This window comes from Cereibacter sp. Soil_C_27 (assembly GCF_057657095.1).
Genome location: NZ_JBDGJD010000004.1, coordinates 379034 through 399268, shown reverse-complemented (window position 1 = coordinate 399268; position 20235 = coordinate 379034). Strand labels below are relative to the sequence as shown.

24 protein-coding genes are annotated in these 20235 nt (G+C 66.6%); 12 read left to right on the top strand and 12 right to left on the bottom strand.

The features are described from left to right. Positions 1–38: 38 nt before the first annotated feature. Together AC3A5Z_RS16760 and hrcA are read right to left on the bottom strand one after the other, a co-directional pair. Entirely contained in the window at positions 39–608 is a 570-nt protein-coding gene (locus AC3A5Z_RS16760) for a nucleotide exchange factor GrpE (RefSeq protein ID WP_169310863.1), read from the bottom strand. Positions 609–613: 5 nt separating this feature from the next. Further along, positions 614–1684, bottom strand: coding sequence for a heat-inducible transcriptional repressor HrcA (gene hrcA, locus AC3A5Z_RS16755; protein ID WP_487520459.1), 1071 nt, complete (start codon positions 1682–1684; stop codon positions 614–616). Between the two features lie 119 nt (positions 1685–1803). On the opposite strand from hrcA, the gene rph reads away from it, so the two are divergent. From rph to AC3A5Z_RS16730, 5 genes are read left to right on the top strand one after another with little or no spacing between them, the layout of a single operon-like run. Continuing rightward, a complete protein-coding gene (gene rph, locus AC3A5Z_RS16750; protein WP_107661972.1) occupies positions 1804–2517 on the top strand; it encodes a ribonuclease PH in 714 nt (237 codons plus the stop codon). Next, a complete protein-coding gene (gene rdgB / locus AC3A5Z_RS16745) occupies positions 2517–3125 on the top strand; it encodes an RdgB/HAM1 family non-canonical purine NTP pyrophosphatase (RefSeq protein ID WP_487520458.1) in 609 nt (202 codons plus the stop codon). Before rph ends, rdgB begins: the two co-directional genes overlap by 1 nt. Continuing rightward, positions 3122–3496: a RidA family protein gene (locus AC3A5Z_RS16740; protein ID WP_487520457.1), complete on the top strand. Its 375-nt coding sequence runs from the start codon at positions 3122–3124 to the stop codon at positions 3494–3496. Before rdgB ends, AC3A5Z_RS16740 begins: the two co-directional genes overlap by 4 nt. 3 nt (positions 3497–3499) lie before the next feature. Next, positions 3500–4657: a radical SAM family heme chaperone HemW gene (hemW, locus tag AC3A5Z_RS16735; protein WP_487520456.1), complete on the top strand. Its 1158-nt coding sequence runs from the start codon at positions 3500–3502 to the stop codon at positions 4655–4657. Between the two features lies 1 nt (position 4658). Further along, a complete protein-coding gene (locus tag AC3A5Z_RS16730) occupies positions 4659–5012 on the top strand; it encodes a YbaN family protein (protein ID WP_487520455.1) in 354 nt (117 codons plus the stop codon). Here the strand turns inward: AC3A5Z_RS16730 and AC3A5Z_RS16725 are convergent. The 7 genes from AC3A5Z_RS16725 to hemJ all read right to left on the bottom strand — a co-directional run bounded on the left by AC3A5Z_RS16725 (position 4987) and on the right by hemJ (position 12378). Further along, complete coding sequence (locus AC3A5Z_RS16725; protein WP_487520454.1) at positions 4987–5892, bottom strand: ParB/RepB/Spo0J family partition protein; 906 nt, start codon at positions 5890–5892, stop codon at positions 4987–4989. The genes AC3A5Z_RS16730 and AC3A5Z_RS16725 overlap by 26 nt on opposite strands. Next, positions 5892–6719, bottom strand: coding sequence for a ParA family protein (locus tag AC3A5Z_RS16720; protein ID WP_487520453.1), 828 nt, complete (start codon positions 6717–6719; stop codon positions 5892–5894). Before AC3A5Z_RS16720 ends, AC3A5Z_RS16725 begins: the two co-directional genes overlap by 1 nt. Then, entirely contained in the window at positions 6712–7338 is a 627-nt protein-coding gene (gene rsmG / locus AC3A5Z_RS16715; protein WP_487520452.1) for a 16S rRNA (guanine(527)-N(7))-methyltransferase RsmG, read from the bottom strand. Before rsmG ends, AC3A5Z_RS16720 begins: the two co-directional genes overlap by 8 nt. Continuing rightward, positions 7335–9200: a tRNA uridine-5-carboxymethylaminomethyl(34) synthesis enzyme MnmG gene (gene mnmG / locus AC3A5Z_RS16710; protein ID WP_487520451.1), complete on the bottom strand. Its 1866-nt coding sequence runs from the start codon at positions 9198–9200 to the stop codon at positions 7335–7337. The genes rsmG and mnmG overlap by 4 nt, the downstream gene beginning before the upstream one ends. A gap of 12 nt (positions 9201–9212) precedes the next feature. Then, entirely contained in the window at positions 9213–10499 is a 1287-nt protein-coding gene (mnmE, locus tag AC3A5Z_RS16705; protein ID WP_487520450.1) for a tRNA uridine-5-carboxymethylaminomethyl(34) synthesis GTPase MnmE, read from the bottom strand. 27 nt (positions 10500–10526) lie between these two features. Continuing rightward, entirely contained in the window at positions 10527–11798 is a 1272-nt protein-coding gene (gene rho, locus AC3A5Z_RS16700; protein ID WP_487520449.1) for a transcription termination factor Rho, read from the bottom strand. Between the two features lie 130 nt (positions 11799–11928). Further along, complete coding sequence (hemJ, locus tag AC3A5Z_RS16695) at positions 11929–12378, bottom strand: protoporphyrinogen oxidase HemJ (RefSeq protein WP_487520448.1); 450 nt, start codon at positions 12376–12378, stop codon at positions 11929–11931. Positions 12379–12791: 413 nt separating this feature from the next. Here hemJ and AC3A5Z_RS16690 point away from each other — a divergent pair, with 413 nt between their 5' ends. From AC3A5Z_RS16690 to dnaQ, 4 genes are read left to right on the top strand one after another with little or no spacing between them, the layout of a single operon-like run. Then, entirely contained in the window at positions 12792–13385 is a 594-nt protein-coding gene (locus AC3A5Z_RS16690; protein ID WP_487520447.1) for a Maf family protein, read from the top strand. Continuing rightward, positions 13382–14221: a shikimate dehydrogenase gene (locus AC3A5Z_RS16685; protein ID WP_487520446.1), complete on the top strand. Its 840-nt coding sequence runs from the start codon at positions 13382–13384 to the stop codon at positions 14219–14221. Before AC3A5Z_RS16690 ends, AC3A5Z_RS16685 begins: the two co-directional genes overlap by 4 nt. Continuing rightward, a complete protein-coding gene (gene coaE / locus AC3A5Z_RS16680; RefSeq protein WP_487520445.1) occupies positions 14218–14805 on the top strand; it encodes a dephospho-CoA kinase in 588 nt (195 codons plus the stop codon). Before AC3A5Z_RS16685 ends, coaE begins: the two co-directional genes overlap by 4 nt. Then, on the top strand, positions 14798–15493 hold the full coding sequence (gene dnaQ, locus AC3A5Z_RS16675) for a DNA polymerase III subunit epsilon (protein WP_487520444.1): 696 nt from the start codon (positions 14798–14800) through the stop codon (positions 15491–15493). Before coaE ends, dnaQ begins: the two co-directional genes overlap by 8 nt. Here the strand turns inward: dnaQ and secB are convergent. Both secB and AC3A5Z_RS16665 read right to left on the bottom strand, forming a co-directional pair. Then, positions 15490–15996, bottom strand: a complete 507-nt coding sequence (gene secB, locus AC3A5Z_RS16670; RefSeq protein ID WP_487520443.1) for a protein-export chaperone SecB — start codon at positions 15994–15996, stop codon at positions 15490–15492. The two genes, dnaQ and secB, sit on opposite strands and share 4 nt — an antisense overlap. Before the next feature lie 66 nt (positions 15997–16062). Then, entirely contained in the window at positions 16063–16539 is a 477-nt protein-coding gene (locus AC3A5Z_RS16665; RefSeq protein WP_487520442.1) for an FxsA family protein, read from the bottom strand. 139 nt (positions 16540–16678) lie between these two features. Between AC3A5Z_RS16665 and AC3A5Z_RS16660 the strand changes: the two genes are divergently transcribed. Genes AC3A5Z_RS16660 through AC3A5Z_RS16650 form a run of 3 tightly spaced genes read left to right on the top strand, consistent with a single transcriptional unit; the run spans position 16679 to position 18972 of the window. Next, positions 16679–17338 (top strand): Tim44/TimA family putative adaptor protein, encoded by a 660-nt coding sequence (locus AC3A5Z_RS16660; protein WP_487520441.1) that lies wholly within the window; start codon positions 16679–16681, stop codon positions 17336–17338. Then, positions 17338–18363 (top strand): murein transglycosylase A, encoded by a 1026-nt coding sequence (gene mltA, locus AC3A5Z_RS16655; RefSeq protein WP_487520440.1) that lies wholly within the window; start codon positions 17338–17340, stop codon positions 18361–18363. Before AC3A5Z_RS16660 ends, mltA begins: the two co-directional genes overlap by 1 nt. Positions 18364–18366: 3 nt before the next feature. Then, entirely contained in the window at positions 18367–18972 is a 606-nt protein-coding gene (locus AC3A5Z_RS16650; protein WP_487520439.1) for a Smr/MutS family protein, read from the top strand. Here AC3A5Z_RS16650 and AC3A5Z_RS16645 read toward each other — a convergent pair. Next, complete coding sequence (locus AC3A5Z_RS16645; RefSeq protein WP_107661992.1) at positions 18955–20178, bottom strand: MFS transporter; 1224 nt, start codon at positions 20176–20178, stop codon at positions 18955–18957. The genes AC3A5Z_RS16650 and AC3A5Z_RS16645 overlap by 18 nt on opposite strands. Positions 20179–20235: the final 57 nt, after the last annotated feature.

The following is a 20235-nucleotide window of genomic DNA, read 5'->3' as shown; positions in this document are numbered from 1 at the left end:
GGGCTGGGGGTGTGACCCCCCGGCCTTGGCCAAGCAGATCAGCCTTGGGTGTTCGACGACACGCCGACCTGCGCCGGGCGCAGCAGGCGGTCGTGCAGCAGGAAGCCCTCGGTCATCACCTGGATGATCTGGCCCGCCTTGGTGCCCTGCACAGGGGCTTCGAACATCGCCTGATGCTGCTGCGGATCGAAGGTATCGCCGATTTCCGGCACGATGGGCGTCACGCCATGCTTGGTCATCACGCTGAGCAGCTCGCGCAGCGTGAGCTCCACGCCCTCGATCAGCGCGGCGGCCACGGCGCGGCTTTCGTCATTGGCGGCATCGAGCGCGCGGCGCAGGTTGTCGTAGACCGGCAGGAGGTCGCGGGCCAGACGGGTGCTGCCATATTGCTCGGCCTCGCGGCGGTCGCGTTCGCCGCGCTTGCGGGTGTTCTCGGCATCGGCCAGCGCGCGCATGAAGCGGTCGCGCAGCTCGTCCCGCTCGGCGCGCAGGGCGACGAGTTCGGGGTTTTCCATCGGTTCGATCCCTTCAATCCCGAGATCGCCCTCTTCCGCCGGGGTCTGGGCTGCCTGATCCTGGGCCATGTCGTCATTCCTCGTATTCATCATGTTCATCATCCCTTGCCGCGGTCGGAGACCAACCGGCCGACAAGCTGCGCTGTATAATCGACAATCGGCACGATGCGACCGTAGTTGAGCCGCGTCGGACCGATCACGCCGACGGCGCCGATGATCTTTCGATCAGCGTTCATATAGGGAGAGACCACCAGAGAGGAACCCGAAAGTGAGAAAAGCTTGTTTTCGGAGCCGATAAAAATCCGCACACCTTCGCCACTTTCCGCCAGTTCGAGGAAGTCCGCGATGTCGCGCTTGCGTTCCAGATCGTCGAAGAGGCTGCGGATACGCTCGAAATCCTGCGCCTCGGTGCTGCCGTCGAGGAGGTTGGAGCGACCGCGCACGATCAGCCGTTCGGATTGCTCGCCCGGGTTCTCCCAGAGCGCCAGACCGCTTTCGACCAGCGCATGGGCCAGCGTGTCGATCTCCTGCCGGCGGCGCGACATTTCCTCGACGATGGTGTGGCGCAGGTCGGAGAGGGTCTTGCCCTCGGCCAAGGCGTTGAGGAAGTTCGCCGCCTCGCGCATCGAAGAGGCGGTCTGGCCCGGGGGCGGGGTGAAGACGCGGTTTTCCACATGGCCATCGGCGAAGACCAGGACCACCAGCGCGCGGTCGGTGGCGAGGCTGACGAATTCTATGTGGCGGATCGGCGCCTCGTGTTTGGGGGCCAGCACGAGGCTGGCGCCACGGGTGATGCCGGAAAGCGTGGCGCCGACGCGGTCCAGAAGGCTGGTCACGTCCTGACGGTTGCTGCCGAGCGTGGCGTCGATCTTCTCGCGGTCCTCGGTGGCGACGGTGCCGACCTCCAGAAGGCCGTCGACGAACATCCTGAGGCCGAGCTGGGTCGGAATGCGGCCGGCCGAGACATGCGGGCTGTCAAGCAGGCCGAGATATTCGAGGTCCTGCATCACGTTGCGCACGGTGGCGGCGCTGATCTTTTCCGACAGGCTGCGCGTCAGGGTGCGGGAGCCGACGGGATCGCCGGAGGCAAGATAGCCCTCCACCACGCGGCGGAAGACCTCGCGCGAGCGGTCGTTCATTTCGGACAGGATCTTGGGGCCGTCGGACATGGGTCAGCTTTCGGAACGCGACTGCCGAGAGTATCGGCGCGCCGGTGTCTTCGTCAATCAGGGTTGCATCGAGAGGGTATGGGGGCGTATCTGGCGGCGTTCAGAAACGAGGAAACCCCATGCGCCCTTCTGGTAGACAGTTAAGCGAAATGCGTCCGATTTCAATCGACGTCGGCGTGATGAAACATGCCGAGGGGTCGTGCCTGATCAAGGTCGGCGAGACGCATGTGCTGTGCTCGGCCACCATCGAGGACAAGGCGCCGCCCTTCCTGAAGAACACCGGGCTCGGCTGGGTGACGGCGGAATACGGCATGCTGCCGCGCGCGACCAACAGCCGCAACCGGCGCGAGGCCGCGGCGGGCAAGCAGACCGGGCGCACGCAGGAGATCCAGCGGCTGATCGGTCGGGCGCTGCGCGCCGGCGTCGACCGTTCGGCGCTGGGAGAGCGGCAGATCGTGATCGACTGCGACGTGCTGCAGGCCGACGGCGGGACGCGCTGCGCCTCGATCACCGGGGGCTGGGTGGCGCTGCGGCTGGCGGTGAACAAGCTGCTGAAGGTCGGGGCCATCGTGTCGGACCCGATGATCGACCATGTGGCGGCGGTGTCCTGCGGGATCTATGCCGGGCAGACGGTGCTGGATCTGGATTATGCCGAGGACTCGGCGGCGGGGACGGATGGCAATTTCATCCTGACCGGCAAGGGCCGGCTGATCGAGGTGCAGATGTCGGCGGAAGGCGCCACCTTCTCGCGCGCGGAGATGGGCGAGATGCTCGACTTCGCCGAGGCGGGAGCGGCGGCGCTGGTGGCGGCGCAGAAGGCGGCTCTGGGCTGATGCGCAGGTTCACCGAAGAGAAGCTGCTGGTCGCCACGCACAACCGCGGCAAGCTGGAAGAGATTTCCAGACTGCTGGAGCCCTTTTCGGTGAGCACCGTCTCCGCCGGGGAGCTGGGGCTGGCGGAACCGGTGGAGACCGAGACGACCTTCGTCGGCAACGCCCGGCTGAAAGCGCATTTCGCCGCGAAAGCCACCGGCCTGCCCGCGCTGGCCGATGACTCGGGCATTTCCATCGACGCGCTGGACGGCGCGCCGGGGGTCTATACTGCCGATTGGGCGGAGACGCGGAACGGGCGCGACTTCGTGATGGCGATGACCAAGACCTGGGAGAAGCTGGAGGCGGTGCAGGCGCCCCTGCCCCGGCTTGCGCAGTTCCGCTGCACGCTGGTGCTGGCCTGGCCCGACGGGCATGACGAGGTGTTCGAGGGAGTGATGCCCGGGCAGGTGGTCTGGCCGATGCGCGGCGGTGAGGGGCATGGCTATGACCCGATCTTCCAGCCTGACGGCTTCGAGATCACCTTCGGCGAGATGGAGCGCTGGCAGAAGAACGAGATCAGCCACCGTGCGGACGCCTTCCGCAAGCTGGTCGCCGGTTGTTTCACATGAAACGCATTTCCACCGGCTCGCCCTTCGAGGCAACGATGGGCTACAGTCGCGCCATCGTGAAGGGCGGGTGGTGTTTCGTCTCGGGTGTCACGGGATATGACTATGCCACGATGACGATGCCCGACGGCATCGCAGCGCAGGCGCGGAATTGTTTTTCGACCATCCGCGCCGTGCTGGACGAGGCCGGGTTCGAGATGGGCGACATCGTGCGGGTGCAATATACCGTGGTGGATGCGGCGCAGGTGGATGAGCTGGCGCCGGAGCTTGGCGCGGCACTGGGCGAGGTACGCCCCGCGGCGACCATGGTGATCGCAGGGCTGATCAGGCCGGAGATGCTCGTGGAAATCGAGGTCACGGCGTTCAAGGGATAGCAGATGGAAGACTGGAAGAACGGCGGCTTCGGGCTTTATCTGCACTGGCCGTTCTGTCAGTCGAAATGCCCCTATTGCGACTTCAACAGCCATGTCGCGGCAAACATCGATCAGAAACGCTGGCAGCGGGCCTACCTGGCGGAAATCGACCGGATCGGGGCAGAAACGCCGGGGCGGCTGCTGAATTCGGTGTTCTTCGGCGGCGGCACGCCCTCGCTAATGGAGCCGGAACTGGTGGCGGCGATCCTTGAGCGGGTGCGCAGTACCTGGGTTCAGGCCAACGATCTGGAAGTGACGCTGGAGGCCAATCCGGGCTCGGTCGAGGCCGGGCGGTTTCGCGGCTATCGCGAGGCGGGGGTGAACCGGGTCTCGATGGGAATTCAGGCGCTGAACGACGCCGATCTGCGGAAGCTTGGGCGGCTGCACACTGCGAGCGAGGCGCGGGCGGCGTTTGACGTGGCGCGGCAGACCTTCGACCGGGTAAGCTTCGATCTGATCTATGCGCGGCAGGACCAGTCTTTGAGCGACTGGGAGCGCGAGCTGGGCGAGGCGCTGAGCATGGCGGCGGATCACCTGTCGATGTACCAGCTGACGGTGGAGGAGGGCACAGCCTTCGGCGACCGGTTCAAGCGCGGCAAGCTGCGCGGGCTGCCGGAGGAGGATACCTCGGCCGATATGTACCAGCGCACGCAGGAGATCTGCGAGGCGGCGGGGCTGCCGGCCTATGAGGTCTCGAACCATGCCGCCAAGGGCTCGGAATCGCGGCACAATCTGATCTATTGGCGGGCGGGCGACTATGCCGGGATCGGGCCGGGCGCGCATGGCCGGCTGACGCTGGACGGGGTGCGGCTGGCCACCGAGGCGCCGAAGCCGCCGGGCGACTGGCTGCAGCGGGTGGAGCGGGATGGCACGGGCGAGCTGCCGCGCGGCGCCGTTGACCGGAGCGAGCAGGCGCTGGAATATCTGATGATGGCGCTGCGGCTACGCGAGGGGCTGGATCTGACGCGCTACGAGAGGCTGGCGGGCAGCCCGGTCGATGCCCGCAAAGTGACGGACCTTGAAGAGATCGGAATGGTTGAGGTGAGTGCCGACCGGGTGCGGGCGACCGCGGCGGGACGGATGGTGTTGAATTCGGTGATTGCCGATCTGGCTGGAGACTAGGATGCGGGGATTATGGCTGGCCGGGGGGCTCACGGCGTTGGGGCTGGGGCTGATCGGGGTGTTTCTGCCGCTGCTGCCGACGGTGCCCTTCATGCTGCTGGCCGCCTTCTGCTTTGCCCGCTCCTCGGACCGGCTGCATGGCTGGCTGGTGAACCACCCCACCTTCGGGCCGCCGATCCAGGATTGGAACCGCTCAGGCGCGATCTCGCTGCGGGCGAAGCAGCTGTCGACCGCGTCGATGCTGGCGGTGCTGCTGCTGTCGCTGATCCTCGGGCTCAGGCCGCTGGTGCTGGGGATTCAGGCCGCGGTGCTGTGCTGCACCGCGCTGTTCATATGGACCCGTCCCTCGGCATGACCGAGAGCACGCGGCAGAGCGTGTCGAGATCGTCGAGCGTGTTGTAGCGGATCGTCAGGCGGCCGCGTTCGCCGCCCGGTTCGTGGTCGATGCTGACGCCCATGCCGAGATTGGCGGCAAGATCGGCTTCGAGCGCGCGGGTGTCGGCATCCTTCTCCCCTGCCCCGCCCCGCGGACCGCTGGCCTTGCGCGGCGCGTCGGGTTTCTTCACCAGCCGTTCGGTATCGCGGACCGAGAGGTTGCGGGCGATGACCTGACGGGCGAGATCGGAGGCGTTGGGCGAGGTGATGAGCGCGCGGGCATGGCCGGCGGTGAGCTTTCCCTCGCGCAGCCAGAGCTGAACGTCGTCGGGAAGTTGAAGCAATCTCAATAGGTTAGCGATGTGGCTGCGGCTTTTGGACAGCGCTTCGGCGACCTTTTCCTGCGTATGGCCGAAACGGTCCATCAGGGCGCGGTAACCCATCGCCTCTTCCACCGCGTTCAGGTCGGCGCGTTGGATGTTTTCGATGATGGCGACTTCCAGCACTTCGGTATCGTCGAAGTCTCGGACCAGAACCGGCACTTCATGCAGCTGCGCCAACTGAGAGGCGCGCCAGCGACGTTCGCCAGCAACAATCTCGAACCGATCGGAGTTCGGCACCGGGCGGACGATCAGCGGCTGGATCACGCCCTTCTGGCGGATCGAGGCCGCGAGATCTTCCAGCGATTCGGCAGGGAAATCGCGTCGCGGCTGGTCGGGGTTCGGCACCAGCTTTTCCACCGGCACGACCATGTCGGCACGGCGCGGGGTGGCGGAGGGGCCATCGACCTCGACCTGGATATCGGCCATCAGGGCGGAAAGGCCGCGCCCGAGGCCACGACGTTCGATCTTCTTTTCCATCAGACGACGGACTCCTGTTCGGGTAGGGCGATGCCATGGCGGGTGGCGATTTCGCGGGCCAGCGCGCGGTAGGCCTCGCTGCCCTTGGAGGTGGGGTCGTAGGCAAGGACAGGCAGCGCGTAGGACGGCGCCTCACTGACGCGGACGTTGCGCGGGATCAGGGTGTTGAACACCAGATCGCCAAGGTTCTGTCGCGCGTCGGTCTCGACCAGTTGGGAGAGGTTGTTGCGCTTGTCATACATCGTCAGCAGAACGCCTTCGATGCGCAGGCTGGCATTGGCGGTTTGGCGCACCTCGCGGATCGTCAGCATGAGCTGTGAGAGACCTTCAAGGGCGAAAAACTCGCTCTGCAGCGGGACGAGGACGGAATGGCAGGCAACCATCGCGTTCAGCGTCAGCAGGCTGAGCGACGGCGGGCAGTCGATGATGATGTAATCGAAGCCGAATGCGTCCATCGCGGGCTGGCGGAGCGCGTCGTGCAGCAGGAAACTGCGCTTTTCGTTGGAGACGAGCTCCATATCCGCCGAAGACAGGTCAGCATTGGCGGGGCAGATGAAGAGCGTCGGAAAGCGGGTGGCCTGGATGACATCGGCCAACGGCGCGTCGTCGAGCAGCAGGTCGTAGGTGGTCTTGATGCGGTTTTGCGCCTCGACCCCGAGGCCGGTGGAGGCATTGCCCTGCGGATCGAGATCGACGAGCAGGATCTTGGCGCCGAGCTCGGCCAGCCCAGCGGCGAGGTTGATCGCCGTCGTGGTCTTGCCGACTCCGCCCTTCTGGTTGGCGATGGCGAGGATCCGGGGTTGCGGGCTGCGGGTCGGATCAGACATGGTCCAGCGCTTTCAGCTTCAGGATGACAGCTTCGGGATCGGTCATGCTGGGGATCAGATCGGCGTCGATCCGCCAGGTTTTGCGGGCTTCCGCGAGCTCTGCGGCGTGGTTGGCGCCCTTCTGGAACAGGCAGATGGCATTTTCGGCGCGGTGCGAGGCGGCGAGCGTCAGGAGTTGCCGCAGCGGCGCGAGAGCGCGGGCGGTGATGACATCGGCGTTCTGCGGCGGCAGGGCTTCGATGCGGCAGGTCTGGACTGCAGCGTTCAACGCGAGATCCTGGATGGCTTGACGCAGGAAGGTGGATTTACGCTGATCGACCTCGACGAGGCTGTGCGACGACTGCGGCTGGAGCTCGCGCGCGAGGATGGCGCTGACGATGCCGGGAAAGCCGCCGCCGCTGCCGAGGTCAAGCCAGCGCCGTGCGCTGGCGGGGGCGAGGGTGAAGAGCTGAGCGGAATCGAGGATGTGGCGCTGCCATGCTTCGTCGAGGGTGCTGCGCGCAACGAGGTTGATTGCCGGGTTCCACTTGCGCAGCAGGGCGACGAAATGCTCGAGCCGCTCGATTGTTTCACGTGAAACATCGAGGGCTGCCAGAGGGTCTTGCAGTGCGGCGGTCATCCGGCGACCTTCTGGCGCTGCGCGCGGCGGATGCGGGCGAGGATGAGGGTGAGGGCCGAGGGCGTCATGCCTTCGAGCCGTCCAGCATGGGCGATGGTGTCAGGGCGGGCCCGGAGCAGCTTCGCCTTCAGCTCCGAGGAGAGACCCGGAAGATCGGCGTAGTCGAAATCCGTTGGGATCACGATGCTCTCGTCACGCTTCAACGCTTCAGCGTCTTGGGCCTGGCGGTCTACATATTGTGCGTAGAGCGCGTCGCGACACAGCTGCTCGCGGATCTCCGAAGGGAGCGCGGCGTAGTCCGGAGTCGCGCGGAGCATGGCTTCCGCAGCCTCTTCGCCAAAGGCCAACAGCGAGTATGCCGAGCGCCGCACGCCGTCCTGGCTGATGCGGATGCCCATGGCATCGATTTCGGTCGGGGTCAGAAGCGCGGCGTCGAGTGCCGCCCTGCCCCGCTGGATCAGTTCCGCCTTCTCACCGTAAGCCCGCTCCCGCTCCGGACCGACGCAACCGAGGTTCAGCCCCAAGGGCGTCAGCCGTTGATCGGCGTTGTCGGCGCGTAGCGTCAGACGGTATTCGGCGCGCGAGGTGAACATGCGATAGGGCTCGGTCACGCCGCGCGTGGTCAGATCGTCAACCATCACGCCGATATAGCTTTCAGCGCGGCTGAAGATCACCGCCTCGCGCCCCTGCGCGGCGAGCGCGGCATTGAGCCCTGCCACCAGCCCCTGCGCCGCTGCCTCCTCATATCCTGTGGTGCCGTTGATCTGGCCCGCAAAATACAGACCGCGCAGCGACTTCAGCTCCAGCGTTGCGTGCAGATCGCGCGGATCGAAGTAGTCATATTCGATGGCGTAGCCGGGCTGCAGGATGCTGACCTGCTCCAGGCCCTTGATCGTCCGCACATAGGCTTCCTGCACCTCGGCGGGAAGCGAGGTGGAAATGCCGTTGGGATAGACGGTCGGATCATCGAGGCCTTCCGGCTCCAGGAATACCTGATGCTCGGATTTCTCGGCGAAGCGCACGATCTTATCTTCGATCGAGGGGCAATAGCGCGGGCCGACGCCTTCGATATGGCCCCCATACATTGCGGAGAGCGAGAGGTTCTGCCGCACGATGTCGTGGGTTTGCGCATTGGTATGGGTGATGCCGCAAGAAATCTGCCGCGCTTGCGGCGCGCGGTTCAGGAAGGAGAACACCGTCGGATCGTCGTCGCCCGGCTGCATCTCCAGCCCTGACCAGTCGATCGTACGCCCGTCGAGGCGCGGCGGCGTGCCGGTCTTCAGCCGCCCGCGCAGCAGACCCAGGCCGGCAAGCCGATCGGCGAGGCGCAGCGAAGGGCGGTCCCCCATGCGGCCGCCGGGCTTCTTGACGTTGCCGATGTGGATGAGGCCGTTGAGGAAGGTGCCGGAGGTCAAGATCACCGACTTGGCCTGCATCTCACTGCCGTCGCCGAGGATGACGCCCGTGACACGCCCGGCGCTTTCGATGAGGTCGACGACCTCGCCTTCGACGATCTCGAGGTTGGGCTGCGCCGAAAGCGTCGCCTGCATCGCCTCGCGATAAAGCTTGCGGTCGGCCTGTGCGCGGGGGCCCTGCACGGCGGGGCCCTTCTTGCGGTTCAGCAGCCGATACTGGATGCCTGCGCAATCGGCGACGCGACCCATCACCCCGTCCAGCGCGTCGATCTCGCGCACCAGATGCCCCTTGCCCAGCCCGCCGATCGCCGGATTGCAGGACATCACGCCGATGCCGGAAAGCGTCAGCGTCACCAGCGCCGTGCGCGCGCCCATGCGGGACGAGGCCGCAGCGGCTTCCGACCCAGCGTGGCCTCCGCCGATCACGATGACATCAAAATGTTTCACGTGAAACATCCCCTACTTTCCAATGCAGAAGCTGGCGAAGATATCGTCCAGCAGATCCTCGACATCGATCCGGCCCGTCAGCGAGTCCAGCGCCCGGATGGCCCGACGCAGATCATCCGCCGCAAGTTCGGTTCTCTGCGGACCTCTCAATACCTCAGCCCGCGTCGATTCCATAGCCCCGATTGCGGTCACGATCGCGATACGATGCCGCTCGCGTGTCAGGCTGCCGGCCGTGGCGGCGCGGGACTGCAGGCGCTGGCTGATCTCCGCGATCAGCTTTGGCATCCCCTCGCCGGTCTTGCCGGAGATTCGCAGCCCCTCGCCGGGGATCAGATCGGCCTTGCCCTGCACCAGAAGATCGTCGGGCTGGACGATCACGCCCTCCGGCGTCATCGCACCGTCGAGCAGGAAGACGCGCAGGTCGGCGGCATTGGCGCGGGTGACCGCGCGCTCGATACCGAGCGCCTCCACGACATCCACGGTTTCCCGCAAACCTGCGGTATCGAGCAGCGTCACGGCCAGGCCGTCGAGATCCATCCGCACCTCGATCACATCGCGCGTCGTTCCCGCGATTTCCGAAGTCAGCGCCGCCTCACGCCGCGCCAAGGCATTGAGAAGGGTGGATTTTCCGGCATTTGGCGCACCGACGATGGCTACTTCGAAGCCGTCCCTGATCCGCTCGGCTATGCGCGCGCCTTCGACCTCCTGCCGCAGATCGCCCAAGAGGCCGTCGACCAGCGCCAGAACCTCCGGCGTCACGTCCACCGGCACGTCTTCGTCGGCGAAGTCGATGGTCGCTTCCAGCAGCGCCGCAGCGCGGATCAGGTCGCGCCGCCAGCCCTCAACCTTGACGCCGATGGAGCCGGAGAGCACGCGCAGCGCCTGCCGCCGTTGCGCCTCGGTTTCGGCGTCGATCAGATCGGCCAGGCCCTCGACCTGCGCCAGATCGAGCCGACCGTTCTCCAGCGCGCGGCGGGTGAATTCACCGGCTTCGGCGAGGCGCAGACCCGGCAGAGCGGAGAGGGCGGCGAGCACGGCAGAGACCGCGGCGCTGCTGCCATGCAGATGCAGCTCTGCCACCATCTCGCCGGTGAAACTGGCGCCTTGGGCGAAGAGCAGAACCAGCGCCTCGTCCAGCACCTCGCCCTGCCAGTTCAGCCGCCGCAGGGCGGCCTGACGCGGGGGAGGCAGCGCGACGCCGAAGGCTGCCACGGCAGCATGCGCCTGCGGACCCGAGAGGCGCAAAACCGCCACCCCGGCCTTGCCGCGAGCGCTGGCCAAGGCATAGATCGTGTCCACTAAAGCTAACTCCTTGATTCAGAACACTTACGTGTTCATGGAATCGAAGAACTCCGCGTTGCTCTTGGTCTGGCGCAGCTTCGAGATCAGGAATTCGATCGCATCGGTGGTGCCCATCGGGTTCAGGATGCGGCGCAGGACGTAAGTCTTCTGCAGATCGCCCTTCTCCACCAGCAGGTCCTCTTTCCGGGTGCCGGATTTGAGGATGTCCATCGCCGGGAAGACCCGCTTGTCGGCCACCTTGCGGTCCAGCACGATCTCGGAGTTGCCGGTGCCCTTGAACTCTTCGAAGATCACCTCGTCCATCCGGCTGCCGGTGTCGATCAGGGCAGTGGCGATGATGGTCAGCGACCCGCCCTCTTCGATGTTGCGCGCGGCGCCGAAGAAGCGCTTGGGGCGCTGCAGGGCGTTGGCATCGACACCGCCGGTCAGCACCTTGCCCGAGGAGGGCACCACGGTGTTGAAGGCGCGGCCGAGGCGGGTGATCGAGTCGAGCAGGATCACCACGTCGCGCTTGTGCTCGACCAGCCGCTTGGCCTTCTCGATCACCATCTCGGCCACCGCCACGTGGCGCGTCGCCGGTTCGTCGAAGGTCGAGGAGACGACCTCGCCCTTCACCGAGCGCTGCATGTCGGTAACTTCCTCCGGCCGCTCGTCGATGAGCAGCACGATCAGGTAGCACTCCGGGTGGTTGGTCGCGATGGAATGGGCGATGTTCTGCAACAGCACGGTCTTACCGGTGCGCGGCGGCGCCACGATCAGGCCGCGCTGGCCCTTGCCGATCGGTGCCACCAGGTCGATGATCCGGGCGGACCGGTCCTTCAGCGTCGGATCGTCGACTTCCATCTTGAAACGCTCATCCGGGTAGAGCGGCGTCAGGTTGTCGAAGTGGACCTTGTGCTTGGCCTTCTCCGGGTCGTCGAAGTTGATCCGCGTGACCTTGGTCATGCAGAAATAGCGCTCATTCTCGCGCGGCGCGGCGATCACGCCTTCGATGGTGTCGCCGGTGCGCAGCGAGAACTGGCGCAGGATCTCGGGCGAGACGTAGATGTCGTCGGGACCGGGCAGATAGTTGGCCGAGGGCGAGCGCAGGAAGCCGAACCCGTCCTGCAGGACCTCGAGCACGCCGTCGCCGCCGATCTCCCAGCCTTCCTCGGCATGTTCCTTCAGGATCGAGAACATCATCTCGCCCTTGCGCATGGACGGTGCGTTCTCGATCTCCCACTCTTCGGCCATTGCCAGCAGGTCGGCGGGCGTCTTGGCTTTGAGTTCGGCGAGGTTGAGGCGTTCAACGGTCATGGAAGGTCTGACGTCCTTGGCGGTTCTGCCCGAAGAGGCAGGTGCAATGGTCATGCATGGGAAATGCCTTGGGCCGGACGGCCCTGCAACAGCGCAAATAGGCGCAGCCCGTGCGAAAGTCAATCAGGACTCAGAACTTGACGATCACCGACAGCACGATGACGACCATCAGCAGGGTCGGAAGCTCGTTCATCATCCGGTAGCGCCGGCCGGTCAGCGTGTTCTGCCCCGCCGCGAAGTCCTTGCGCCGTCCGGCCAGCCACATGTGGAAGGCCGTCATCGCCAGCACCGACGCAGCCTTGGTCCAGGGCCAGACCATCGACCAGTCGACGATCCCTGGGGTCAGCACCAGCATCAGCCCGAAGACCCAAGTCGCGATCATCGCGGGGTTCATGATCGCCTTCAGCAGGCGCCGCTCCATCACCTGGAACATCGTGTCGGTGTCGCTGCCTGTTTTCACCTGCTCGGCATGATAGACGAAAAGCCGGGGCAGGTAGAACAGCCCCGCCATCCAGGCGAGCACGGACATCACGTGAAACGCCTTGGTCCAGAGGTAGAGGTCGGCAAGCAGGTCGAACATTCGGGCGTTCCTTCGATGACGCAGCTTCTTTTAAATAAAGAAATATAGGAAAGGAATGATGCAGTAGGGCGCAGGGATAACTGCATTTCTCGACTCCTCCCAGCCTTTATCCACATTCCCCAGCCTGTGGAAAGATCTGTGCGTGACATGGGATGCGGGTGAAAATTTACATTTTTTCGATTTTGTTTCAGCGACTTCCAGAATGACATGCCTGTGGACAATTTTTTCATCTCCTGAGGAAATTCTCGGGACGGAAAAGTTTTCCCGTCCTGGCCGGGACGTTCATCCACCCGTGGACAACTGGGCAGGATTGGCCGATAACTTCGCTCTTGACGGGTCTTTTCGTCGCGGGAGCGAAATTCCGCGGGATTCCCCGTCAGGAACACACACGAACTGTCCACAGCCTCGCCCACATGCAGATCATCCTCGCCTCCGCCTCCGAAACGCGGCTCGCCCTGCTTCGCGCGGCGGGGCTTGACGTCCGTGCCCTGCCCGCCCGGGTGGACGAGGAGGCGATGCGCGCCGCGCTCGAGGCCGAGGCCGCGCATCCGCGCGACATTGCCGATGCGCTGGCCGAGGCGAAGGCGCGCAAGCTGTCGGACCGTCATCCCGAAGCGCTGGTGATCGGCTGCGATCAGGTGCTGGCCTTCCGGCGGCAGGTCTGGGGCAAGCCGGCGAGCCCGGACGAGGCGCGGGCGCAGCTGCAGGCGCTGCGCGGCCAGACGCACGAGCTGCTGTCGGCGGTGGTGCTCTACGAGGCGGGGCAGCCGATCTGGCGGCATGTCGGCGAAGTCCGGCTTACCATGCGGGCGTTTACCGACGACTGGCTGGAGGGCTATCTTGCCCGCAACTGGGAGAGCGTGAAATCCTCGGTCGGCGCCTACAAGCTGGAGGAGGAAGGCGTTCGGCTTTTCACCGCCGTCGAGGGCGACTACTTTACCGTTCTGGGGCTGCCGCTCTTGGCCCTGCTCACCTATCTCGGACAAAGAGGCTTCATCCCGACATGACCGAACTGACGCGCATTCCGCTGGCGGGGGTGATCGGCTCTCCCGTCGCCCACAGCCGCTCGCCCAGGCTGCATGGCTACTGGCTGAAGCGCTATGGGCTGAAGGGGCATTACATCCCGATGGACGTGGCGCAGGCCGATCTGCGCGAGACGCTGCAGATGTTGCCGAAGCTGGGCTTCGTCGGGCTGAACGTGACGATCCCGCACAAGGAATCCGTGCTGGCGCTGGCCGATATCGTCACCGACCGGGCGGCGCTGATCGGGGCGGCGAATACGCTGATCTTCCGCAAGGATGGCAAGATCCATGCCGACAACACCGACGGCGCCGGGTTCATCGCCAACCTGCGGCAGAACGCGCCGGCCTGGGTGCCTGCGGCGGGTCCGGCGGTGGTGTTCGGCGCGGGGGGTGCGGCGCGGGCGGTGATCGCGGCGCTGATCGAGGTCGGCGTGCCGGAGATCCGGCTGACCAACCGGACTAGGCCGCGCGCCGATGCGCTCAGGCAGGATTTCGGGGCCAAGGTGGTGGTGCATGACTGGGTGCAGGCGGGCAACCTGCTGGAGGATGCGGCGACGGTGGTGAACACGACCTCGCTCGGCATGGTCGGCAAGCCCGAGTTCCGCGTGCCGCTGGATGCGCTGAGCCCGCGGGCGCTGGTGACCGATCTGGTCTACACGCCGCTGAAGACCAACCTCTTGATCGAGGCGGAAGAAGCCGGCTGCACCGTGGTCGACGGGCTGGGGATGCTGCTGCATCAGGCGGCGCCCGGCTTCGAGCGCTGGTTCGGGGTGCGCCCCGAGGTGGACGAGGCCACCCGCGACGCCGTCATCCGGCCATGACTCCGTTCCGGCTGGGCCTGACCGGCTCCATCGGCATGGGCAAATCGACCACGGCGGGGTTCTTTGCCGCGGCGGGGATCCCGGTCTGGGATGCGGATGCGGCGGTGCACCGGCTTTACGCCGGGCCGCTGGTCGAGGCCTTCGGCGCGCTGCACCCGCCTGCGGTGCGGGGCGGCGCGGTGGATCGGGCGGCGCTGCGCGACTGGATCGCGGCAGATGCGATGGCGCTGGCGCGGATCGAGGCCTTGGTGCATCCCGCGGTGGCCGAGGATCGCGCAGCCTTCCTGCGCGGCGCCGGGACGGATATCGTGGTCTTCGACATTCCGCTGCTGTTCGAGAAGGGCACCGAGACCGAGATGGACGCGACGCTGCTCGTTACCGCGCCCCCTGCCCTGCAACGCGCCCGGGTTCTGGCGCGCGGCACGATGACCGAGGCGCAGTTCGAGACGATCCGCGCGCGCCAGATGCCGGATGCCGAAAAGCGCAGCCGTGCCACCCATATCATCGAGACGCTGGGGCTGGAGGCGGCGCGCGCCTCGGTTCTGGCGCTGATCGGCTATATCCGCGAGGGACAGCATGCGTGAGATCGTTCTGGACACCGAAACTACCGGCTTCGAGCCCTCGGAGGGTCACCGGATCGTCGAGATCGGCGCGGTGGAACTGTTCAACCACATGCCGACCGGGCGGACCTACCACCAATACATCAACCCCGAGCGCCCGATGCCGAAGGAAGCCTTCGACGTGCACGGGCTGGGCGACGATTTCCTGCGCGACAAGCCGCTGTTCCAGCACATCGGGCAGGCGTTTCTCGATTTCGTCGGCGACGCGCGGCTGGTGATCCACAACGCGGCCTTCGACATGAAATTCCTGAACTTCGAGCTGGGCCGCGCCAAGATGCGCACCCTGCCCTTCGATCAGGCGCTGGATACGGTGGGCCTGGCGCGGAAGAAGTTTCCCGGCTCGCCCGCCTCGCTCGATGCGCTCTGCCGCCGCTTCGGCGTCGACAATTCGGCGCGCGAAAAGCACGGCGCTCTGCTGGACAGCGAGATCCTGGCTGAGGTCTATCTGGAACTGATCGGCGGGCGGCAGCCGGATTTCGGCCTGTCGACGGCGGCGCAGAATGCGCGCGACGATGCCGGCCCGGCGCAGGTGTGGCGGCCGAGACCGCGCCCGGCGCCTCTGGCGCCCCGGATCACCGAGGCGGAGGCCGCCGCCCATGCCGCCTTCGTGGCAAAGCTGGGCGACGGCGCGATCTGGTTGAAGCGGACCTAGTTCGCCAGCGGCTGCTGGGCCGCGGCCTTCTGCGCTTCGGCGCGGCGGGCAAGCTCCTGCCGGTAGAGCGCGAGGAAATCGACGGTGTCGATGTTCAGCGGCGGGAAGCCACCGTCGCGCGTCACGTCCGAGATGATCCGGCGCACGAAGGGGAACAGGAGCCGCGGGCATTCGATCAGCAGGAACGGGTGCATCTGGTCTTCCGGCACGTTTTCCACGTGGAAGATGCCGCCGTAGTCCAGCTCCAGCAGGAACAGCGTCTCGGCGCCGACCTTGTTCTTCGAGGTCACCTTGAACTTGGTGATCACCTCGTACTGGTGGTCGACCTGACGCTTGCGCGCGTCGAGGCTCACCTGAACCTGGATGTCGGGCTGCACGTCGCCGCTCTGCAGGCCCTTTTGGGCCACCATGTTTTCAAAGGACATGTCGCGCACGAATTGCGCAAGCACCTGCATCTTGATCTGCGGGGCGGCCTCGGGGGCGGCGCCATTGGCCTCGGTCATCACTGTCTCCTGCCTGTTGGGCATAATCTCTTCCGACCGCAGCTTTAGCAGGTCGGTCCCCGTGTCTCAATGCCGAGTCCAGCCCGAGGGGCCGGAGGGCGGCGGGCGCAGGCGGTCGGCGGGCGGGCTGTCGAGGTCGATGTAGTCGCCGTCGATCGGCATGTCGCCGAAGCCCGGACCGCGCCGCATCCCGGCGCTGTGCACCGTCACCCGCTTTGCCAGCTGCGACACCACGGCGCGGCGCAGCGGCGGCAGCAGCAGGAGAAGCCCCAGCGTGTCGGTGAAGAAACCGGGCAGGATCAGCAGCACCGCGGCCATCGCCACCAGCGCGCCATCGGCCAAGGGCGAGAGCGGATCGCCCCGGAGCGGCATGCGCAGCGCGGTCGCGGCCTGCACGCCCTGACGGCGCAGGATCGTCACGCCCAGAACGGCCGTGCCGAGCACGATGAGCAGCGTGAGCCCGAGCCCGAGCCAGCTGCCGACGGTGACGAAGAGCCCGATCTCGATCAGCGGCACGAGGATCAGGGCAATGAAAAGCCGCATTGCTGGCCTCCTTTACAAAGCATCTTGCAGGTGCAGCGGTAGACTTGACGACACCCCTACCCTACATAGGAAGGAATGGGCGGTCTTACCAACCCCACGTCGTCCAATCCGCTGCCCGACGCCCCGACCGAGGTTACATATGAGCTCTTCCCTGATCCAATTGCTGGTGCTGGCCGGGATCGCCGTCTTCCTGATCATCAAGCTGAAGAATGTTCTCGGCACCCGTGAAGGTTTCGAAAAGCCCGTCGTCCCGCTGGAGGAGCCGCGCCCGCGTCCGCGTCGCGACTTCGAGGTGATCGAGGGCGGGCCGGATCGCGACATCATCGACCATGTGACCGATGGCAGCCCTTCGGCCAAGGCGCTGGCTGCCATGAAGATGGCCGAGCCGGGCTTTGGCGTGGGCGACTTCCTGCAGGGCGCGCGCGGCGCTTACGAGATGATCCTGATGGCCTTCGAGAAGGGCGAGCTGGAGCAGATCCGCCCGTTCCTGTCGCCCGAGGTCTTTGCCAGCTTCGACGAGGCGGTGCAGGCGCGCAAGGCGGAGGGGCTGACGGTCGAGGCGCATTTCGTCGGGCTTCGCGAGCTGACGCTGCACGAGGCGAGCTTTGACCGCGACACGCGCGAGGCGCAGATCGCCGTGCGCTTCCTGGGCGAGCTGACTTCGGTCGTGCGCAATCAGGCGGGCGAGATCGTCGAGGGCAGCCCGACCGAAGTGCGCCGCCAGCGCGACATCTGGACCTTCGAGCGGCGCATGGGCGCGTCCGACCCGAACTGGCGCCTCATCGCCACCGGGGAGTGATGGGTGGGCTGCTCCGTGCCCTGGCGCTCTGCGCCGTGACCGCGGTCGGCGGCGGCGCCTCGGCGCAGGTTCTGGATTTCGAAAGCCTTGACGGCTGGGCGGCGGATGATCATCGCGCCGCCCTTTCCACGTTCCGCACCACCTGCGCGCAGCTGACCGACCCGGAGTGGCGGCCGCTCTGCGCATTGGCCGAAGAGGCGGAAACGAGCGACGCGGGCGCGCGCAGCTTCTTCGAGATGTTCTTCAAGCCGGTGCAGATCGGCGAGCCGCCGGCCCTGTTCACCGGCTATTACGAACCGGAACTGCCCGGCTCGCCGCACCGCACGCCGCGCTTCGCCTGGCCGATCTATGCCAAGCCGCCGGAACTGGTGGAGGGCAGCCTCTGGCACAGCCGGAGCGAGATCGAGGCGGGGTTGCTGCGCGGGCGCGGGCTGGAGATTGCCTGGCTCGATGATCCGGTGGAAGCGTTCTTCCTGCAGGTTCAGGGCTCCGGCCGCATCCGCATGCCCGACGGGCGGGTGATGCGGGTGGGCTATGCGGCCAAGAACGGCCATCCCTACCGCAGCATCGGCCAGGAGCTGGTCCGGCGCGGCACCCACCGGATCGAGGATGTTTCGGCCCAGTCGATCCGCGACTGGGTGCGGCGCAACCCGGTCGAGGGGATGGCGCTGCTGCAGGTGAACCCGTCCTATGTCTTCTTCCGCAAGCTGGCGGATCTTGCCGCCGACAAGGGGCCGATCGGGGCGATGGGTCGGTCGATCACCACGATGCGCAGCCTGGCCGTCGATCCGGCCTTCACCCCGCTCGGCGCGCCGGTCTGGGTCGAGAAGGACGGCGCCGAGCCGCTGCGGCGGCTCTTCGTGGCGCAGGACACCGGCGGGGCGATCAAGGGCGCGCAGCGGGCGGATATCTTCTATGGCACGGGCGCTGCCGCGGGCGACCGCGCCGGCACGGTGAAGGATGGCGGGCGGATGCTGGTGCTGCTGCCGATCGACCGCGCCTTCGCCATGCTGCCCGAGAACTGAGCCATGGCCCGCCGCCGCACCCTGCGCCCCGAGGAGGAGGAGCTGTGGGAGGCCGTGGCCCGCACGGCCCAGCCGATGCACCCCTCGCGCGTGCGCAGCCAGACGCCGAAGCTCGACCTGCCGCCCGCGCTGTCGCATCAGCCCGAAACCATCACTCCCGCTCCGGCCTTCGGGCGGTTCCGCATCGGCGAGAAGGTGCGCCACGCGCCGCAGCATGACATCCTGCCGCCGCTGCGCGATCAGCTGGCCACGGCGCCGCTGCGGATGGACGCCAAGAACTTCGCCCGCATGTCACGCGGCAAGCTGTCGCCCGAGGCGCGGATCGACCTGCATGGCATGACCCTGTCCGAAGCGCATCCAGAGTTGATCCGCTTCATCCTCAACGCCCATGCCGACGGGATGCGGCTGGTGCTGGTCATCACCGGCAAGGGCAGCCGCCGGACCGAGGATCACGGGCCGATCCCGCAGCGGCAGGGGGTGCTCAGGCATCAGGTGCCGCATTGGCTGCGGATGCCGCCTCTGGGGCCCGCGGTGCTGCAGGTCGCCGCCGCGCATCTGAAGCACGGCGGCGAAGGCGCCTATTACGTCTATCTACGCCGACACCGTTAGGCTGCGCTTGGCCGTGCCGACGCCTATCCCGGCCAGAAGGCAGGCGAGCAGGAAATAGAGGCCGATCCCGACCATCTGCTGCGGGAAGCTGATGCCGAGGTCGATCAGCGCCCCGGTCAGGATCGGGCCGATGGCCGAGCCCAGAACCATGATCGCCGCCGCGGTGGCCTTGATCGAGCCGATGTGGCGGGTGCCGTAGAACTCGGCCCAGAAGGCCACCGGGACCGTGGCCTGCGCCCCTGAGGTGAGGCCCATCAGCAGCATGACCGGCAGGGCGAGGGCCAGACTGTCGACGCCGGCGAAGAGGAAGTAGAACAGCGCCAGCGGCAGCTGGAACAGCGGCATCAGCCGGGCGGTGCCGAAGCGGTCCACCGCCCAGCCCGAGGCCAGCAGCGCCACCACGCTTGCCGCCGAATAGGCCGGGAAGATCGCGACCAGCCCGACATGGGCCCAGCCCTTCACCTCGGCCAGATGCACCTGCTGGAAGAAGAAGGCGGTATTGAAGGCCGAGGGTCCGAGCAGCGCCGGCACCAGAAACCAGAACAGCCGGTGCCGCAGCACCTCGTTCCGCGACCAGTGCCGCCCGTGCATGCCGCCGATCTGCGCCTCGGCGGCCATCGACTGCGGCGTGCGCTCCTGCCGCAGCAGCCGGGCCAGCACCGGCAGGCTGACGAGCAGGATCGCCGCGGCGACGAGCCAGAGCGTGCGCCAGCCGGTGACGCCCTTCAGCGCCACGAAGGCCACCGGCAAGAGCGCCTCGCCGAAGGAGAAGCCGAGCGCGGCGATGGCCAGCGCCCGCCCGCGCGAGGCGACGAACCAGCGCGCCATGGCGACGCCCGCGATATGGCTGGTCATGCCCTGCCCCAGCAGCCGCAGCGCGAATATGGCGACCGGCAGCAGCATGACGAAGGGGTTGAGCGCCATGGCGACGCAGGTCAGCGCCAGCCCGCCCAGCACCATCGGCCCGAGCGCCCGCACCCGGAACCGGTCGGTCAGCCCGCCCGACCAGAGCATGACGGCGGCGGAGAAGGTGGTGGCGATGCCATAGACCGCGCCCCACTGGCCATGCGACAGGCCGAACTCGGCCCGGATCTCGCCGCCGAAGGTGGAGATGAAGAAGGTCTGGCCGAAGCTGGACAGGAACGACAGCAGAAAGCCGACGAACAGGAAGGGCGCATTGGCCCGCAGGAAGGTGAAGAATGGCATGTGCGACCTCTTGTCGCGCCCTTGGTTTCATCCTCCGGCGGAAAAGAAAAGGCCCCC

What these genes read in the sequence shown, in the direction of transcription:
- AC3A5Z_RS16760 (WP_169310863.1), bottom strand. Translation starts at nt 608, where the DNA reads ATGATGAATACGAGGAATGACGACATGGCCCAGGATCAGGCAGCCCAG.
- hrcA (WP_487520459.1), bottom strand. Translation starts at nt 1,684, where the DNA reads ATGTCCGACGGCCCCAAGATCCTGTCCGAAATGAACGACCGCTCGCGC.
- rph (WP_107661972.1), top strand. Translation starts at nt 1,804, where the DNA reads ATGCGCCCTTCTGGTAGACAGTTAAGCGAAATGCGTCCGATTTCAATC.
- rdgB (WP_487520458.1), top strand. Translation starts at nt 2,517, where the DNA reads ATGCGCAGGTTCACCGAAGAGAAGCTGCTGGTCGCCACGCACAACCGC.
- AC3A5Z_RS16740 (WP_487520457.1), top strand. Translation starts at nt 3,122, where the DNA reads ATGAAACGCATTTCCACCGGCTCGCCCTTCGAGGCAACGATGGGCTAC.
- hemW (WP_487520456.1), top strand. Translation starts at nt 3,500, where the DNA reads ATGGAAGACTGGAAGAACGGCGGCTTCGGGCTTTATCTGCACTGGCCG.
- AC3A5Z_RS16730 (WP_487520455.1), top strand. Translation starts at nt 4,659, where the DNA reads ATGCGGGGATTATGGCTGGCCGGGGGGCTCACGGCGTTGGGGCTGGGG.
- AC3A5Z_RS16725 (WP_487520454.1), bottom strand. Translation starts at nt 5,892, where the DNA reads ATGGAAAAGAAGATCGAACGTCGTGGCCTCGGGCGCGGCCTTTCCGCC.
- AC3A5Z_RS16720 (WP_487520453.1), bottom strand. Translation starts at nt 6,719, where the DNA reads ATGTCTGATCCGACCCGCAGCCCGCAACCCCGGATCCTCGCCATCGCC.
- rsmG (WP_487520452.1), bottom strand. Translation starts at nt 7,338, where the DNA reads ATGACCGCCGCACTGCAAGACCCTCTGGCAGCCCTCGATGTTTCACGT.
- rho (WP_487520449.1), bottom strand. Translation starts at nt 11,798, where the DNA reads ATGACCGTTGAACGCCTCAACCTCGCCGAACTCAAAGCCAAGACGCCC.
- hemJ (WP_487520448.1), bottom strand. Translation starts at nt 12,378, where the DNA reads ATGTTCGACCTGCTTGCCGACCTCTACCTCTGGACCAAGGCGTTTCAC.
- AC3A5Z_RS16690 (WP_487520447.1), top strand. Translation starts at nt 12,792, where the DNA reads ATGCAGATCATCCTCGCCTCCGCCTCCGAAACGCGGCTCGCCCTGCTT.
- AC3A5Z_RS16685 (WP_487520446.1), top strand. Translation starts at nt 13,382, where the DNA reads ATGACCGAACTGACGCGCATTCCGCTGGCGGGGGTGATCGGCTCTCCC.
- coaE (WP_487520445.1), top strand. Translation starts at nt 14,218, where the DNA reads ATGACTCCGTTCCGGCTGGGCCTGACCGGCTCCATCGGCATGGGCAAA.
- dnaQ (WP_487520444.1), top strand. Translation starts at nt 14,798, where the DNA reads ATGCGTGAGATCGTTCTGGACACCGAAACTACCGGCTTCGAGCCCTCG.
- secB (WP_487520443.1), bottom strand. Translation starts at nt 15,996, where the DNA reads ATGACCGAGGCCAATGGCGCCGCCCCCGAGGCCGCCCCGCAGATCAAG.
- AC3A5Z_RS16665 (WP_487520442.1), bottom strand. Translation starts at nt 16,539, where the DNA reads ATGCGGCTTTTCATTGCCCTGATCCTCGTGCCGCTGATCGAGATCGGG.
- AC3A5Z_RS16660 (WP_487520441.1), top strand. Translation starts at nt 16,679, where the DNA reads ATGAGCTCTTCCCTGATCCAATTGCTGGTGCTGGCCGGGATCGCCGTC.
- mltA (WP_487520440.1), top strand. Translation starts at nt 17,338, where the DNA reads ATGGGTGGGCTGCTCCGTGCCCTGGCGCTCTGCGCCGTGACCGCGGTC.
- AC3A5Z_RS16650 (WP_487520439.1), top strand. Translation starts at nt 18,367, where the DNA reads ATGGCCCGCCGCCGCACCCTGCGCCCCGAGGAGGAGGAGCTGTGGGAG.
- AC3A5Z_RS16645 (WP_107661992.1), bottom strand. Translation starts at nt 20,178, where the DNA reads ATGCCATTCTTCACCTTCCTGCGGGCCAATGCGCCCTTCCTGTTCGTC.